Source organism: Mesorhizobium tamadayense, from assembly GCF_003863365.1.
Taxonomy (GTDB): Bacteria; Pseudomonadota; Alphaproteobacteria; order Rhizobiales; family Rhizobiaceae; genus Mesorhizobium; species Mesorhizobium tamadayense.
The window spans coordinates 1-13,974 of sequence record NZ_RQXT01000051.1 but is presented as its reverse complement, the minus strand read 5'-3'; the positions used below and the strand labels follow the sequence as shown (position 1 = coordinate 13,974).

General features: G+C 65.1%; 12 protein-coding genes, 1 tRNA gene and 2 pseudogenes. 10 read left to right on the top strand and 5 right to left on the bottom strand.

The window, feature by feature from the left end; genetic code table 11:
- The first annotated feature begins 18 nt into the window (after positions 1 to 18).
- Positions 19 to 273: an AbrB/MazE/SpoVT family DNA-binding domain-containing protein gene (locus EH240_RS29535; RefSeq protein WP_245436482.1), complete on the top strand. Its 255-nt coding sequence runs from the start codon at positions 19 to 21 to the stop codon at positions 271 to 273.
- A gap of 10 nt (positions 274 to 283) precedes the next feature.
- Here EH240_RS29535 and greA read toward each other — a convergent pair whose 3' ends face one another.
- The gene (greA, locus tag EH240_RS29530; RefSeq protein WP_125005193.1) at positions 284 to 766 is read right to left on the bottom strand and encodes a transcription elongation factor GreA; all 483 of its coding nucleotides are present in this window, start codon (positions 764 to 766) and stop codon (positions 284 to 286) included.
- A gap of 106 nt (positions 767 to 872) precedes the next feature.
- Between greA and EH240_RS29525 the strand changes: the two genes are divergently transcribed.
- The 3 genes from EH240_RS29525 to EH240_RS29515 all read left to right on the top strand — a co-directional run bounded on the left by EH240_RS29525 (position 873) and on the right by EH240_RS29515 (position 3,281).
- Positions 873 to 2,249: a TIGR03808 family TAT-translocated repetitive protein gene (locus tag EH240_RS29525; protein ID WP_125005191.1), complete on the top strand. Its 1,377-nt coding sequence runs from the start codon at positions 873 to 875 to the stop codon at positions 2,247 to 2,249.
- 265 nt (positions 2,250 to 2,514) lie between these two features.
- Positions 2,515 to 2,796 carry a type II toxin-antitoxin system TacA family antitoxin gene (locus EH240_RS29520; RefSeq protein WP_125005189.1) on the top strand — a complete coding sequence of 94 codons (282 nt, stop codon included), beginning with the start codon at positions 2,515 to 2,517 and terminating at the stop codon, positions 2,794 to 2,796.
- Positions 2,796 to 3,281, top strand: coding sequence for a GNAT family N-acetyltransferase (locus EH240_RS29515; protein WP_125005187.1), 486 nt, complete (start codon positions 2,796 to 2,798; stop codon positions 3,279 to 3,281). The genes EH240_RS29520 and EH240_RS29515 overlap by 1 nt, the downstream gene beginning before the upstream one ends.
- A gap of 49 nt (positions 3,282 to 3,330) precedes the next feature.
- Here the strand turns inward: EH240_RS29515 and EH240_RS29510 are convergent, their stop codons facing one another.
- Positions 3,331 to 4,335, bottom strand: a complete 1,005-nt coding sequence (locus tag EH240_RS29510) for an asparaginase (RefSeq protein ID WP_125005185.1) — start codon at positions 4,333 to 4,335, stop codon at positions 3,331 to 3,333.
- Positions 4,336 to 4,364: 29 nt separating this feature from the next.
- Complete coding sequence (locus EH240_RS29505; RefSeq protein WP_125005183.1) at positions 4,365 to 5,531, bottom strand: acetyl-CoA acetyltransferase; 1,167 nt, start codon at positions 5,529 to 5,531, stop codon at positions 4,365 to 4,367.
- 188 nt (positions 5,532 to 5,719) lie between these two features.
- Between EH240_RS29505 and betI the strand changes: the two genes are divergently transcribed.
- Genes betI through betB form a run of 5 tightly spaced genes read left to right on the top strand, consistent with a single transcriptional unit; the run spans position 5,720 to position 12,000 of the window.
- On the top strand, positions 5,720 to 6,310 hold the full coding sequence (betI, locus tag EH240_RS29500) for a choline-binding transcriptional repressor BetI (protein WP_125005181.1): 591 nt from the start codon (positions 5,720 to 5,722) through the stop codon (positions 6,308 to 6,310).
- Positions 6,307 to 7,836, top strand: a complete 1,530-nt coding sequence (gene betC, locus EH240_RS29495) for a choline-sulfatase (protein ID WP_125005179.1) — start codon at positions 6,307 to 6,309, stop codon at positions 7,834 to 7,836. Before betI ends, betC begins: the two co-directional genes overlap by 4 nt.
- Complete coding sequence (locus EH240_RS29490) at positions 7,833 to 8,837, top strand: threonine/serine dehydratase family protein (RefSeq protein WP_167484211.1); 1,005 nt, start codon at positions 7,833 to 7,835, stop codon at positions 8,835 to 8,837. The genes betC and EH240_RS29490 overlap by 4 nt, the downstream gene beginning before the upstream one ends.
- A complete protein-coding gene (gene betA / locus EH240_RS29485; protein WP_125005175.1) occupies positions 8,830 to 10,482 on the top strand; it encodes a choline dehydrogenase in 1,653 nt (550 codons plus the stop codon). Before EH240_RS29490 ends, betA begins: the two co-directional genes overlap by 8 nt.
- A 54-nt stretch (positions 10,483 to 10,536) precedes the next feature.
- Complete coding sequence (gene betB, locus EH240_RS29480; RefSeq protein WP_125005173.1) at positions 10,537 to 12,000, top strand: betaine-aldehyde dehydrogenase; 1,464 nt, start codon at positions 10,537 to 10,539, stop codon at positions 11,998 to 12,000.
- Between the two features lie 73 nt (positions 12,001 to 12,073).
- Here betB and EH240_RS29475 read toward each other — a convergent pair.
- Together EH240_RS29475 and EH240_RS29470 are read right to left on the bottom strand one after the other, a co-directional pair.
- Positions 12,074 to 13,074: pseudogene (locus EH240_RS29475) on the bottom strand (AGE family epimerase/isomerase).
- A gap of 160 nt (positions 13,075 to 13,234) precedes the next feature.
- Positions 13,235 to 13,687: pseudogene (locus EH240_RS29470) on the bottom strand (phosphomannomutase/phosphoglucomutase); the annotation flags it as partial.
- A 201-nt stretch (positions 13,688 to 13,888) separates the two neighbouring features.
- Here EH240_RS29470 and EH240_RS29465 point away from each other — a divergent pair.
- Positions 13,889 to 13,965: transfer RNA gene (locus tag EH240_RS29465), tRNA-Pro, on the top strand.
- Positions 13,966 to 13,974: the final 9 nt, after the last annotated feature.

Genomic DNA, 13,974 nt, shown 5'->3' with positions numbered 1-13,974 from the left:
CGACAAGGTTGTGCCATAATGATGGCCGCAACCAAGGGTGCGCCGGTTATGAAAACGATCATCCACAAGCTCGACGACGGGTCAGAAGCCCTGATCTTGCCGCGGGAACTGCTCGACAGCTTGAATCTTCAAGTGGGCGATCAGCTTCAGATCATAGAAACTGACGACGGCGTCATTCTAGGGCCAGTGCTCGACAACTTCGAACGGCAGATGAGTGCCGCTCGCGATGTCATGGACAAATACTCGGTCGGATTGCAAAAGCTGGCAAAGTAGACGCCGCCGGCTAGTTCTCTGCCTTATACGAGACCTTGACGATCTCCCACTCCTTGCCGTTGACCTTGACGACCTCGCCGACCTTCTTGCCGAACAGCGCCATGGCCATCGGCGAGACATGGGAAATACTGCCCTTCGACGGGTCCGCTTCGTCCTCGCCGACGATCCGCCAATGCACCTTTTTGCCGTCGTCGTTTTCCAGCGTGACGCCCATGCCGAAGCGGATAACTTCGCTGCCCGGCTCCGGCACGGAAAGCTCGGCGCTCTCGCGCCGGGCCGTCCAGTAGCGCAGGTCGCGTGACACCACCGCGAGGCGCTCGCGATCGCCGCGACGTTCGGCCTTGGCCATCAGGTCGCGCAGTTCGGCGAGATTCTCCTCGATCATCGCCAGGCCACGCTCCGTCACCAGATTGCGGTGCGGGCTGACCGGCCGTTCGCCGACGCCGGCAATGGCGTTTTCGCTGTCTTCTTCGCGCGTGAAAGCTCTGCTCATAACACGAACTTAGGCTTGGTGCGACGACTGCACAAGCGATTTGCCTGCGAGCCGGCCCTGGCATGATTCCTGCGACAGACAAGGCGAAACGCCAGGACCTGTGCCGATGTTGAACAGACGAACGCTGCTTGCCCGGACCGCCGGCCTCGCTGCCGCCGGGCTCTTTGCCGGCAAGGCATCGGCGAAGATGCTGCCCGGCATCGAGAAGGCCGCGATGCGCGGCTCGATCAACGCCGTCGAGATCGGCATGCAGCCCGGCGCGCTGGACGATCAGAGCAAGACCTTCGCCAAGATGCTCACTGATGCGAGCGACCGCGACGCGCCGGTGTTCCTGCCACCCGGCACCTACCTGGTCTCCAACCTGAAGCTGCCCGCACGCGTGCGCCTGTCGGGTGTGCCCGGCGCGACCCGCATCGTCTATGGCGGCAACGGCCATCTGATGATGGCCGAACAGGCAGAGCATATCGAGCTCAGCGGGCTGGTGCTCGACGGCAGCAACCGCTGGCTGGCCGATTATACGCAGGGGCTGCTCGATCTACGCCGCGTCGACCATCTCGTCATCGACAATTGCCAGGTGACGGGCAGCGGCAAGAACGGGCTGGCGCTGGAGCATGTCGCCGGCCGCATCGGCCGCTCCGACATTTCGGGCGCGGCGGACGCCGGCATCTATTCGGTCGAGGCCGGCGGGCTGGAGATTTCGGGCAATACGGTGTCCGACTGCGCCAATGGCGGCATTCTGGTGCATCGCTGGCAACAGGCGGAGGACGGCACCATCGTAAGCGGCAACCGCGTGCAACGCATCGGCGCGCGCAGCGGCGGCACCGGCCAGAACGGCAACGGCATCAACGCCTTCCGCGCCGGCAATGTCATCATCTCGGGCAATGTCGTTTCCGACTGCGCCTTCTCGGCGATCCGCGCCAACAGCTCCAGCAACCTGCAGATCAGCGGCAACACCTGCTCGCGATCGGGCGAAACGGGGATCTATTCGGAGTTCTCCTTCGAAGGCGCGATCCTCAGCAACAATCTCGTCGACGGCGCCGCCAACGGCATCTCGATCGTCAACTTCAACGAAGGCGGCCGCATGGCCGTGTGCTCGAACAATATCGTGCGCAACCTGTCGACGGTCGGCCCCTACACCGCCGACCCGCCCGGCTTCGGCGTCGGCATCAGCGCCGAGGCCGACACCACGGTTTCGGGCAACGTCGTCGAGAACGCGCCGCTCTACGGCATGCAACTCGGCTGGGGGCCCTATCTGCGCAATGTGGTGGCGACGGGTAACATCATCCGCAAGGCGGGCACGGGCATCGTCGTCTCCGTTGTCGAAGGCTCCGGCACCGCCGTCATCTCGGACAATGTCATCGACGGCGCGCAGCATGGCGCCATCGTTGGCCAGCGCTGGGCCGAGCCCGTAACAGGCGATCTCGCCCGGTCAGCCGACACGGGCTATGCGCATCTGACCGTCGAGCGCAATAAGGTGAGCTAGGAGGCCACGATAATGTGGCCTGGATCTTGGCGGCAATCTCGCCGCTGCCAATCGCGATACAGGATGGCAGAGATACCGTGCAGGGCCCCTCGCCGGCAGGACGCTCCGGAGGCTTTGCGCCTTCGGCCTTGGCCCGTCGCGCTGATCTTTGCCACGCGCCGTTCTCGCCTAAGGGCAGGCTGAACCCTGCAAATTGGTAGCCTTAGATTTAGATACACATTGTGTATGCAAAGGCGCTATATTGAAAACGGAAGGATTCATTGCCATGGTCACGAAAAACCAGGATACCCACGCCAAGCCCGTCAATCTGCGCATCCGCGAGGATGTCCGCATCCTGATCGATCGCGCCGCGAAGATACGCGGGAAGACCCGCTCTGATTTCATGATCGACGCCGCTTACCGAGCAGCCGAAGACACGCTGCTCGACCAGACGCTCGTCAAGGTCGATGCCGAAAGCTATCGGCATTATCTCGATATCCTCGATCGGCCACCAAGCGGCGAGGGATTCGCCCGCCTGATGAATGCGCCCAAGCCTTGGCGGGACTGATGCCATCGGCACCAGCCCTTCTTGCCGATAGTCACGAACTCGACCTTTTTCAAAGCGGGACCGACAGCCTGGATCAATGGCTTCGACGGCGCGCGCGCGCCAATCAAGTCAGCGGGGCGTCCAGAACCTATGTGATTGCTGAAAGCACGCGCGTTGTCGGTTATTATTGCCTTTCATCAGGCGGGCTTGACCTGGCGGATGCGCCCGGTTCGATCCGGCGCAATATGCCCGATCCCGTGCCCATGGTTGTGCTTGGCCGTTTGGCTGTCGATGTAAGGTGGCGGCGAAAGGGTCTGGGCGTCGCTCTTTTGCAGGACGCGGTGCTGCGGACCGGTCAAGCGGCTGCCATTCTCGGCATTCGCGGTCTCTTGGTTCATGCCATATCGGACGAAGCCAAAGCGTTTTCTGAGCGTTATGGCTTTCAGGCTTCCCCCAAAAATCCGATGACTTTGGTGCTGTCGCTGAAGACGGCTCACAAGGGATAACTTGTCCGCCGGAGAGGCCGCCACAGTCAGGCGTATCGCATTGTCCGCGCTAGCTCAGAGCCGGCGTCGGCCGCAGCGAGCCGACCTTGGCGCCGATGCGGCTTTCGACTGGCGCATGGGTGATCTCGGTGAGTTTTGCCGCGAGCGCTTCGTCGCCGCGCAGCAGTTTTGCCAGCACCGCCGCGATCATCACTTCGGAGGAGCGGCCGGCGCCGTCATCGCATTTCAAGGCAATGCCGAGGCCGAGCTCGGGCAATGCCGCGCAGTAGACGCCTTCGGCGCCGGTCTTGACGAAGATGCGGCCTGGGGCGGCTTGCATCAGCGCGAGATCCGCTTTGCCGGTGCCGGCCACCAGGAAAGGCTCGGCCATGCAGGCCGCGAGCAGCCGCTTCGCCGCCTTCGCGCGTTCAGGCGCAAAGCCCCTGCCCGTCGCCATGCGGGCAAAGCCCAGCGCGAAGCTCTTCAGCGGCACGGCGTAAGTGGGGATCGAGCAGCCGTCGGTGCCGCAATGGTCGACGTCATGCGCGGCGCCGGTCACCGATTGCATGGCGTCGCGCACCATGTCCTGCAAAGCGTGGCCGGCCATGACGTAGCCGCGATGCGCGATGCCGGCGTGCACGCATGTGCAAAGGAAGCCGGAATGCTTGCCGGAGCAGTTGTTGTGCAACGCGTTCGGGAAGCCGCCGGCCCGGGCGAGAGCGATCGTCGCATCGTGCCTCGACGGCCAGTGCGCGCCGCATTCGAGCGCCGTTTTGTCGAGACCTGCCTTGGCGAGCATCGCCGCAGCCAGCTTGACATGCGCCGGCTCGCCGGAATGCGAGGCACAGGCCAGCGCCAGCTCGCGGTCGCCAAAGCCGAAGAAATCCGCTGCGCCGCTCTCGACCAGCGGCAGCGCCTGGATCGCCTTCACCGCCGAGCGCGGGAACACCGGACGTTCCGTGTCACCGAGTTCCCAGACAGGCTTGCCGTCGGCGTCGAAGACGCTGATGGCGCCGCGGTGGGCGCTTTCGACCACCGCGCCGCGCAAGACCTCGACCAGAACCGGATTTGCCATGGTATCTCCCGCAAGAACGCGGGCCGCTTCTACCTGATCCGGTCGAGGATGGAAACGTAGTTGGCCACCGCCGCGCCGCCCATGTTGAAGATGCCGCCGAGCTTGGCGCCCGGCACCTGGATGCCGCCGGCTTCGCCGGTCAGCTGCATGGCGGTCAGCACATGCATCGAAACGCCGGTGGCGCCGATCGGGTGGCCCTTGGCCTTCAGGCCGCCGGAGGGGTTGACCGGCAGGCGGCCGTCCTTGGCCGTTGTCCCGTCCAGAGCCAGTTTGGCGCCCTCGCCGGGCTTGGCCAGACCCATCGCCTCATATTCGATGAGCTCGGCTATGGTGAAGCAGTCATGCGTCTCGACGAAGGAGAGGTCATCGAGCGTGACGCCGGCCTTCTTCAGCGCCTGACCCCAGGCCCGCTCGCAGCCCTCGAAGGCGAGGATGTCGCGCTTCGACATCGGCATGAAGTCCTGGACATGCTCGTTGGCGCGGAAGGTGACGGCGCGGCGCATCCTGAGCGCCGTCGCGGTGTCGGTGAGCACAAGTGCCGCCGCGCCGTCCGAGACCAGCGAGCAGTCTGTGCGCTTGAGCGGACCGGCGACGAACGGGTTCTTCTCGCTTTCCTGGCGGCAGAACTCATAGCCGAAATCCTTGCGCATCTGGGCGTAGGGATTGTCGACGCCGTTCCGGTGGTTCTTGGCAGCGATCATCGCGAGCGCGTCCGACTGGTCGCCATAGCGCTGGAAATAGGCCTGCGCGATCTTGCCGAAGACGCCGGCGAAGCCTGCCGGCGTGTCGCCTTCCTCAGGCAGATAGGATGCCTTGAGCAGGTTCTTGCCGATCTCCGGGCCGGGCGTTGTGGTCATCTGCTCGGCGCCGACCACCAGCACGATGCGGGCGGCGTTGGCATCGATGGCGCGGATGCCTTGCCGCACGGCCGCGGAGCCGGTGGCGCAGGCATTCTCGACGCGCGTCGCCGGCTTGAAGCGCAGCCGGTCGTCGGCCTGCAGCACAAGGCTCGCGGTGAAGTCCTGCGGGGAAAAGCCGGCGTTGAAATGGCCGAGCACGATCTCGTCGACATCGTCAGGGCCGATGCCGGCATGGTCGAGCGCCTCCAACGCGACCTTGGTGATCAGGCCCTCCAGCGTCTCGCCTTCGAGCTTGCCGAAGCGCGAATGCGCCCAGCCGACGATGCATGCGGTCATGGCAGCCTCCATTTGCCGCGCAACCTAGCACGTTCGATCGCGGCATGAGATTCAATATTGTTCAATAGTGAACCGTTTTCCAGTCCAAGAGATGGGCCAGAGCGACACGATCGGTTGATCGCGGCGCCGATTTTTTGTTGATTGATCCGTCAATAAAAAATAATCTTACCCGGAACCGGATCTCCCAGATGCCGAAAATCGGAATGGAACCGCTGCGCCGCAGGGCGCTGATCGACGCAACGATCTCGGCGATCGGCGAGCGCGGCTCGCTGGATGTGACGATGTCGGAGATCGCCGGCCGCGCCGGCGTGTCTTCGGCGCTCGCGCATCACTATTTCGGCGCCAAGGACGAATTGCTGTTCGCGACGATGCGGCACATCCTTGCCGAGCTCAACGCCGACACACGACGCGCGCTTCGCCTCGCCGTCACGCCGCGCCAGCGCGTCTCTGCCGTCGTCGCGGTCAGTTTCTCCGACGACCAATTCCAGCCCGAAATCATCGCTGCCTGGCTCGCCTTCTATGTCGAGGCGCAGAAATCGACCGAGCTGCGACGCCTGCTGCGCGTCTATGCGCGGCGGCTCAATTCCAACCTGATGAGCGGGCTGACCGGCATCCTGCCGAGGGCCGAAGCGGACCGCGTCGCGGAAGCGACGGCAGCGCTGATCGACGGGCTCTACATCCGCCGCGCGCTGAAGGACGGCGTGCCCGATGCGCAGACGGCGATCGCGCTCATCGAAGATTATCTCGAAACCAAGCTCAGCGGACGGAGTCTGCCTTGACGACCCGGCGACCCAATTTCCTGATCGTCATGGTCGATCAGCTCAACGGCACGCTTTTCCCCAACGGGCCGGCCGGCTTCCTGCATGCGCCGCATCTCAAGGCGCTCGCCGCCCGGTCGGCGCGCTTTGCCAACAACTACACCGCCTCGCCGCTCTGCGCGCCGGGCCGCGCCTCGTTCATGAGCGGCCAGCTGCCGTCGCGCACCCGGGTCTATGACAACGCCGCCGAGTTCGCTTCGTCGATCCCGACCTTCGCGCATCATCTGCGCGGCGCCGGCTACTACACGTGCCTGTCCGGCAAGATGCACTTCGTCGGGCCGGATCAGTTGCACGGCTTCGAGGAGCGGCTGACCACCGACATCTATCCGGCCGATTTCGGCTGGACGCCGGACTACCGCAAGCCCGGCGAGCGCATCGACTGGTGGTACCACAATCTGGGTTCGGTCACCGGCGCCGGCGTCGCCGAGATCACCAACCAGATGGAGTATGACGACGAGGTCACCTTCCTGGCCGCGCAAAAACTCTACCAGCTTTCGCGCGAGCAGGACGACCCCAGCCGCCGGCCCTGGTGCCTCACCGTTTCGCTCTCCCACCCGCACGATCCCTATGTCGCGCGCAAGCAGTACTGGGACCTCTACGACAACTGCCAGGCGCTCGATCCTGAAACGCCGTTCGTTCCGTATGAGGAGCAGGATACGCATTCGCAGCGGCTCTACCACGCCAGCGACCATGCCTCCTTCGAGATCACGCCCGAGCAGGTGCGCCGCTCGCGGCGCGGCTATTTCGCCAACATTTCCTATGTCGACGACAAGCTCGGCGAGCTTCTCGACGTCCTCAAGCGGACGCGAATGCTCGACGACACCACCATCCTGTTCTGCTCGGATCACGGCGACATGCTGGGCGAGCGCGGCCTGTGGTTCAAGATGAGCTTCTTCGAGGGGTCCGCGCGCGTGCCGCTGATGATCGCCGGCAAGGGCGTGCCGGCCGGACTGATCGAGGCGCCGGTTTCCAATCTCGACGTGACGCCGACGCTCTGCGACCTCGCCGGCATCGACATCGCACAAATAGCGCAATGGACCGACGGCCAGTCGCTGCTGCCGCTGCTCGACGGCAAGGAACGCAGCGCGCCCGTTCTCATGGAATACGCCGCCGAAGGCTCCTGTGCGCCGCTGGTCGCCATCCGCGACGGCAAATACAAATTCGTCCATTGCGAGCTTGACGCGCCGCAGCTGTTCGATCTCGAAGCCGATCCGCTCGAGCGGGACAATCTCGCCGACGATCCGACGAACGCAGCCCTGGTGGCTGCCTTCATGGACAAAGTCCGGGCGCGCTGGGACATGGCCGCTTTCGATGCGGCCGTGCGCGAAAGCCAGGCGCGCCGCTGGGTCGTCTACCCGGCGCTGCGCAACGGCGCCTATTACCCGTGGGACTTCCAGCCGCTGCAGAAGGCCTCGGAGCGCTACATGCGCAACCACATGAACCTCGACAATCTCGAGGAAAGCAAACGCTATCCGCGAGGCGAATGATGGCAGACGTTCTGGTTCCCACCCTCGACCACCTGAAGCAGGCCTATGCCGTGACGTCTGCGGCCACGCAGGTGACACCGCTGCTGGAGTCGACGGCTCTCGCAAAGGAGACCGGCGCCGCACGCGTCTTCGTCAAGCCGGAGTCGCTGCAATGGGCGGGCTCCTTCAAGGTGCGAGGCGCCTATTGGCGGCTGAAGCGGCTTTCCGCTGACGAGGCGAAGAAGGGCGTCGTCGCCTATTCTTCCGGCAATTTCGCGCAAGGGCTGGCAGCGGCCGGCCAGGCGCTCGGCATTCCCGTCACCATCGTCATGCCGATCGATGCGCCTGCCGCCAAGCGCGATGCGACAGCCGGCTACGGCGCACGCGTGGTGCTGACCGACCACGGCGACCGCGCCCGCGAGGAAGTCGCCGCCGCCAAGGCGCGCGAGATTGCCGAAACCGAGAACCTCTCCCTCCTCCATCCTTTCGACGATCCCGAGATCGTCGCCGGCCAGGCGGGCGCGGGGCTGGAGGCGCTCGACCAGCTGGCGGCGAAGAAGGCTCACGCCGATGTCGTCTTCTGCCCGGTCGGCGGCGGCGGGCTGATCGGCGGCGTGTCGCTCGCCTTCCACTATCTGTCGCCGAAGACCGAGATCGTCGCCGTCGAGCCTGAAGGTTTTGATGGCATGGGATCGTCGCTGGCGCATGGCGCGATCGAGACGATGCCGATCGGGCCGAAATCGATCTGCGACGGGCTGATGGCGCGCAAACCCGGCGAGGCACCGTTCGCGGCGGTGAGTGCTGCCGGCGTGCGCGGCGTCACCGTCGACGACGCCGCGGTGCGGCGCGCGATGAAGATCGCCTTCGAGCGGATGAAGCTGGTGCTGGAGCCGTCCGGCGCGGCATCGCTGGCGGCACTGCTCAGCGGCAAGGTGGATGTGGCTGATAAGACCGTCCTCGTCGTGGCTACCGGCGGCAATGTCTCGCTCGGCGATTTTATGGCGCAAATGAACAATGCTTGAAGCGGATTTCGTCATCATCGGCTCCGGCTCCGCCGGCTCGGCCATGGCCTACCGGCTGTCGGAGGACGGCAAGCACTCGGTGATCGTCATCGAGTTCGGCGGCACCGATTTCGGGCCGCTGATCCAGATGCCGTCGGCACTGTCGATCCCGCTCAACATGAGCCTCTATGACTGGGGCTTTGCCAGCGAGCCCGAGCCGCATCTCGGCGGCCGCGTGCTGGCCACGCCGCGCGGCAAGGTGATCGGCGGCTCGTCCTCGATCAACGGCATGGTCTATGTGCGCGGCCACGCGCGCGACTTCGACCACTGGGCCGAACAAGGTGCTGCCGGCTGGGGCTTCGCCGACGTGCTTCCCTATTTCAAGCGCATGGAGGACGCCAACGGCGGCGAGGACGGCTGGCGAGGCCATGGCGGCCCGCTGCACGTGCAGCGCGGCACGCGCATGAACCCGCTTTACGGTGCCTTCGTCGAAGCGGGCCGCCAGGCCGGTTTCGAGATCACCGACGATTACAACGGCGCCAAGCAGGAAGGCTTCGGGCCGATGGAGCAGACCATTTTCGGGGGCCGCCGCTGGTCGGCCGCGAACGCCTATCTGAAGCCGGCGCTGAAACGGAAAAACGTGAGTCTGGTCAAAGGCTTCGCCCGCCGCGTGGTGATCGAGAATCAACGCGCCACAGGCGTCGAGATCGAAGCTAACAAACAGATTCAGGTCGTTAAGGCGCGACGTGAGGTGATCGTCGCGGCCTCCTCGATCAATTCGCCCAAGATCCTGATGCTGTCAGGCATCGGCCCTGGCGCGCATCTGCAGGAAAACGGCCTCCAGGTGATCGCCGACCGGCCGGGGGTCGGCCACAATTTGCAGGATCATCTGGAGCTTTACATCCAGCAGGAATCGACCAGGCCGATCACTCTGAATTCGGTGCTCAATCCCTTCTCCAAGGCGATGATCGGCGCGCAATGGCTGTTCTTCAAATCCGGCCTTGGCGCGACCAACCATTTCGAGGCGGCGGCTTTCGTGCGCTCGCAGGCCGGCGTCGACTACCCCGATATCCAGTATCACTTCATCCCGGCGGCGGTGCGCTATGACGGCAAGGCGGCGGCGAAGTCGCACGGCTTCCAGGCGCATGTCGGGCCGATGCGATCGAAGTCGCGCGGCTCGGTGGGCCTGCGCTCGCCCGACCCGAAAGCAAAGCCGGTGATCCGCTTCAACTATATGTCGCATCCGGACGACTGGAGCGAGTTCCGCCACTGCATAAGGTTGACGCGCGAGATCTTCGGCCAGAAGGCCTTCGACGGCTTCCGCGGCAAGGAGATTTCGCCGGGCAGGCACGTGCAGACCGACGATGAGCTCGACGCCTTCATCCGCGACCATGCCGAGAGCGCCTACCACCCTTGCGGCACCTGCAGGATGGGCCGCGCCGACGATCTCACGAGCGTCGTCGATCCGGAGTGCCGGGTGATCGGCGTCGAGGGACTGCGCGTCGCCGATTCCTCGATCTTCCCGCGGGTGACCAACGGCAATCTCAACGCGCCCTCGATCATGACCGGCGAGAAGGCGTCCGACCACATCCTCGGCCGCACGCCGCTCGCGCCGTCCAACCAGGAACCGTGGATCAATCCGCGCTGGCGGGTGTCGGACAGATAGCGCATGATCGAGGCGGATCGCTCCGCCGCTCGAAGAGAACTGGAGAACCGCCCCATGCGCGCCCAGCCAACGGCATCGCATTACGTCAACGGCCGCTACATCGAGGACGAAGGCGGCGCGCCGCTGCCGGTGATCTATCCGGCGACCGGCGAAACCATCGCCACGCTGCATTCGGCGACGCCGAATGTGCTGGAGCTGGCGATCGAGGCCGCGCGCGCCGCGCAGCCGGCCTGGGCACGGCTGAAGCCGGTCGAGCGGGGCCGCATCCTGCGACGCGCCGCCGACCTCCTGCGGGCGCGCAATGCCGACCTGGCGCGCATCGAGACGCTCGACACCGGCAAGGCGATCCAGGAGACGCTGGTGGCGGATGCGCCGTCAGCCGCCGATTGCCTCGAATATTTCGCCGGCGCGGTCGCGGCCTTCAACGGCGAGATGATCGATCTCGGCGGGCCGTTCGCCTATACGCGGCGCGAGCCGCTTGGCGTCTGTGTCGGCATCGGCGCCTGGAACTATCCGATCCAGATCGCCGGCTGGAAGTCGGCGCCGGCGCTCGCCATGGGCAACGCCATGGTGTTCAAGCCGTCGGAGAACACGCCGCTGTCGGCGCTGGCGCTGGCCGAGATCTACAGCGAGGCGGGCTTGCCAGACGGGCTGTTCAACGTCGTGCAGGGCTATGGCGATGTCGGCGCCGGGCTCGTCGGCCATGATGTCGTCGCCAAGGTCTCGGTGACCGGCTCGGTGCCGACCGGCCGCAAGGTGCTGTCGCTCGCCGGCTCGAAGATGAAGCACGCGACCATGGAGCTCGGCGGCAAGTCGCCGCTGATCGTCTTCGACGACGCCGACCTTGAGAACGCCGTCGGCGGCGCCATGCTCGGCAATTTCTATTCGAGCGGCCAGATCTGCTCCAACGGCACCCGTGTCTTCGTGCAGAAGGGCCTGCATGACCGCTTCGTCGACCGGCTGGTCGAGCGCACCAAGAAGATCCGCATCGGCGATCCACTCGATCCGGAAACGCAGATGGGGCCGCTGGTCAACAAGGCGCAACAGGACAAGGTCGTATTCTACATCGCGATCGGCAAGCAGGAAGGGGCGACGCTTGCCTGCGGCGGCAACGTGCCCTCCCTGCAGGGCTTCGAGGGCGGCTTCTTCATCGAGCCTACGGTGTTCACGGGCGTGACCGACGGCATGCGCATCGCGCGCGAGGAAATCTTCGGACCGGTGATGAGCGTGCTCAAATTCGATAGCGAGGACGAGGTGATCGAGCGCGCCAACGACACCGAGTTCGGTCTGGCCGCCGGCGTGTTCACGCGCGACCTGCCGCGCGCGCACCGGGTTATCGCCGAGCTGCAGGCCGGCACCTGCTGGATCAACGCCTACAATCTGACGCCTGTGGAAATGCCCTTCGGCGGTGTGAAGCAGTCGGGCATCGGACGGGAGAATTCGCTGGCGGTGCTGGCGCATTATTCGCAGCTGAAGGCGGTCTATGTCGAGACGGGAGATGTGGCGAGCCCGTACTGAAGTTGGCGATTGGCGAAAGCCGACATGACAGCCAATCTTCCCCGCAAGGGGGGAGATCAGCAGCTTCATCGCCTCACCCCTTCTCCGCCGTGCCGTCCAGGTACTGCGTCAGTGCGCAGACCAGATGGTAAAAGATGCTTGCCGGCACGTCGGTCGCCAATGACCGGCCGCGCTCGTCGATGCGATCGATCCAGAGGCCGAGCGGCGCCGGGTCTATGTGCCAGCGGAACAGGCGGCCGACGCGCGCCTCGATCTCGGCTTGAGGTCGGGCCCGCCCGAGCCGTCGAGCGCGACTGCAGCCTTGACCGCTTCAGCCTGCGGCCAGCTGCGCGAGACGCGGTCGAGCGGCAGGCCCTGGCGCGAGACGGCGCCGTAGGAAAGGCCGGTGGCGCGGTTGAGGCCGTTGGCGACAGCGGAGGCATAGAGCTTGCGGGCGAAGGCGGTGAGCTCGGACTGGCCGCTGCGCGCCGCGAAATCGACGAGCAGCGAGGCCCATTCGAAATGATGGCCGGGCTCGGTCCAGGCGCCCTTCTCGCCCGCCACAGGCTTCCAGCCGTCGTCGAAATATTCGCCCAGCGTCCAGCTCTCGGCATCGAAGAAATGGCTGCGGAAGAGACCGATAACGCGCGCGGCGCGGCGCAGATAGGCGCGCTCGCCGGTGGCCTTGTGCCAGGCAAGAAAGGCTTCGAGCAGATGCATGTGCGGGTTGGAGCGGCGCTCGCCCTCGCCGTCGGAGGTTTCGAGGAAGCCGGTCATGCGGCTGTCCTCGAGATGAGCATCGAGAAAGGCAAAGGTCTCCTCGCCGAGCCGCAAGGCGTCGGGATTGCCCGACATATGGGCGTGCGCCAGCGCCAACAGCACGCAGGAATGGTCGTAGGCGTCCTCGACCGGATCGGCGATCGAGCCATCAATATTGAGCGTGCGCACCCAGCCGCCTTTGTCGGTGCGGCCCGGCCCGCCATGAAGTCGATGCCGTGCGATCAGCCGATCGGCGGGGCCTTCCCAGCCGCGCTCCTTGGCGACCGCGAAGGCATAGACCTGGCGCGCCTGCGTGCGCCTGCGCTTCGGTTTCATCAACGGCGTGGCGTCGAAGCCCAGCGCCTCGTGGAAGCCGCCATGGCGCTCGTCGACGCCGACCGTCGACCAAAGCGGCAGTGTCTCCTCGAACAGCCAGTGCCGCACGCGCCGCCGCCAGGCGCCGCTCTCGATGACGCGGTCGTGCGCCGGCGTGAACCTCGTCTCCGAAGGTCAGCGGCCGCGCCGCGCCCATCTTGACGCCGGTCCAGCCATTCTCGTTGTGCGAGGCGGTGACCATGGCGACCGAGGGCGTGTCCAGCGCGAATTGCGCGAAATAGGCCATGGGCGAGAGCGCCAGGCCGATATCCTTCACGCGTGCGCCCGCCGCCATCAGACCCGAGACGAGCGCGAGCTTGATCGACAGCGAATAGGAGCGGAAATCGTGACCCGTGACGATATCGGGTCCGACGCCCAGGCGGCGTATCAGCGTGCCCAGGCCCATGCCGAGCGCCTGGACACCGATCAGGTTGAGTTCCGGCTCCTGCGTCGAGCCGGGATGGCCAAACCACCAGCGCGCGTCATACTCGCGAAAGCCCGACGCCTTGATCAGCGCCGAGGTCTCGAATCCGAAGCTGTTAGGCCGGGCTTCGCCAACGATGCGCAGGGGCAATGATTGAAACTCCAGAGGGCCGGAATGCCGGTTTATCGGGGCGTTTGGCTTACTACATAAGCTTTTGAGCAGGTCTTTATCCGATGGCTAAATCCCATGCCATCCAGGGAACCTTGGCGAAAGCAAGGAAATGCGACACAAGTGCAGCCATTGGCGCTTGCAGGATCGGAAAGTGGCGGCTATAAGCCCGCGGTCTGGTCACGGAGTGTAGCGCAGCCTGGTAGCGCACATCGTTCGGGACGATGGGGTCGCAGGTTCAAATCCTGCCACTCCGACCAGAAAAAACA

Bases quoted from the DNA above. Each gene is read 5' to 3' on its own strand.
- EH240_RS29535 (WP_245436482.1), top strand. From the start codon at position 19: ATGATGGCCGCAACCAAGGGTGCGCCGGTTATGAAAACGATCATCCAC.
- greA (WP_125005193.1), bottom strand. From the start codon at position 766: ATGAGCAGAGCTTTCACGCGCGAAGAAGACAGCGAAAACGCCATTGCC.
- EH240_RS29525 (WP_125005191.1), top strand. From the start codon at position 873: ATGTTGAACAGACGAACGCTGCTTGCCCGGACCGCCGGCCTCGCTGCC.
- EH240_RS29520 (WP_125005189.1), top strand. From the start codon at position 2,515: ATGGTCACGAAAAACCAGGATACCCACGCCAAGCCCGTCAATCTGCGC.
- EH240_RS29515 (WP_125005187.1), top strand. From the start codon at position 2,796: ATGCCATCGGCACCAGCCCTTCTTGCCGATAGTCACGAACTCGACCTT.
- EH240_RS29510 (WP_125005185.1), bottom strand. From the start codon at position 4,335: ATGGCAAATCCGGTTCTGGTCGAGGTCTTGCGCGGCGCGGTGGTCGAA.
- EH240_RS29505 (WP_125005183.1), bottom strand. From the start codon at position 5,531: ATGACCGCATGCATCGTCGGCTGGGCGCATTCGCGCTTCGGCAAGCTC.
- betI (WP_125005181.1), top strand. From the start codon at position 5,720: ATGCCGAAAATCGGAATGGAACCGCTGCGCCGCAGGGCGCTGATCGAC.
- EH240_RS29490 (WP_167484211.1), top strand. From the start codon at position 7,833: ATGATGGCAGACGTTCTGGTTCCCACCCTCGACCACCTGAAGCAGGCC.
- betA (WP_125005175.1), top strand. From the start codon at position 8,830: ATGCTTGAAGCGGATTTCGTCATCATCGGCTCCGGCTCCGCCGGCTCG.
- betB (WP_125005173.1), top strand. From the start codon at position 10,537: ATGCGCGCCCAGCCAACGGCATCGCATTACGTCAACGGCCGCTACATC.